This is a genomic window from Paenibacillus pasadenensis DSM 19293 (assembly GCF_000422485.1).
In the GTDB taxonomy this organism is placed as follows: domain Bacteria; phylum Bacillota; class Bacilli; order Paenibacillales; family Paenibacillaceae; genus Paenibacillus_O; species Paenibacillus_O pasadenensis.
Window position 1 is genome coordinate 1 of the sequence record NZ_AULW01000080.1, and the last position, 1,260, is coordinate 1,260.

Consider the following 1,260-nt stretch of genomic DNA (forward strand, 5'->3'; position numbering starts at 1 on the left):
CACTTCCCCGCCTTCCGACCAGCCTTTTCCGCTCATCGCTTGCATGCACCGTTTTCCGCGTAAGGAAACCACGCGGCGAGGGAGCGACGATGAACGATGAGTGATAAAATTTACCAATTAGTTACAGAGCGAATTTTGGTGTTGCTGGAACGCGGCGTTGTGCCTTGGGAAAAACCGTGGCGCTCGGGCCGGGCGGTCAACTGGAAAACGCAGAAGCCCTATCGCGGCATCAATACGATTCTGCTTGAGCCGGGCGAGTACGCGACGTTTAAGCAGGTCCGGGAGGCTGGCGGTTCGGTGAAGAAAGGCGAGAAGGGATGGCCGATCGTGTTTTGGACCTTCCTCGAGCGCGAGCGCGAAGAACAAGAGCCGGAGAAGATTCCCTTTCTACGTCACTACACGGTGTTTGAAATCAACCGACAATGCGAGGGACTGAGGAGCAAGCGAGGCCATTCCGAGGAGGGGCTTGAACCGTTCTGCCCGCTCGAGACGGCCGAGCAAGTCGTCAGCGGATACGAGGGCGGACCGAGGATAAAACACGCGCCGGGACGCGCGTTCTATCGCCCGTCCGCTGACTTCATCAGCGTCCCGAAGCCGGAAGATTTCTTCTCTGCTGAGAAATACTACTCGACCTTGTTCCATGAAATGGTTCACAGTACCGGGCATGAAAATCGATTAAATCGGCCCGGTATTGTCAACTCAGACTTGTTTGGCGGGGAAAGCTACAGCAAGGAAGAACTTGTCGCTGAGCTTGGCGCGGCGATGCTCTCGGGAGTCGCAGGGATTGAAAGCTCGACGATCGAGAACAGCGCGGCCTACATTGCCGGATGGATGCGGGCGATCAAGGATGACGCGAAGCTGATCGTACAGGCCGCGGGGCTTGCGCAGAAGGCCGCCGATCACATCCTAGGCGTGACGTTCGATCGGGAGGAATAGGGAAGGGCCGGGAGGGCTGGGGGGACCCGGCCTTTTTGAGCGGCCGTGAAATGGAGAGGATTTGCTGCCGCAAATCCTTTTGATGGTTCCTCTCGCTGTCGCTCGCTCAGGAATCAGGGCGGACCAAGGATAGGATTTGCTGCCGCAAATCCGATGGAATGGCTCCGGAACGGGGCGCTGCCGCGCTCCTTGTCCGGGACGATCGGGGGGCGTGGTTTCCTTACGCTCCAAACTTAGCATGCCGCTCTTCGCTGCAAAGGCCAAGCCCCTTCGGGGTGGCCTCCAGGCGGGGGCCGCGAGTCCGGAAGATCACCGGCCTCACTT

General features: G+C 58.9%; 1 protein-coding gene. It reads left to right on the top strand.

What is annotated here, in order from left to right; genetic code table 11:
* Positions 1–96 precede the first annotated feature (96 nt).
* Entirely contained in the window at positions 97–936 is an 840-nt protein-coding gene (locus tag H582_RS0110790) for an ArdC family protein (protein WP_028598551.1), read from the top strand.
* The last annotated feature ends 324 nt before the right edge of the window (positions 937–1,260 follow it).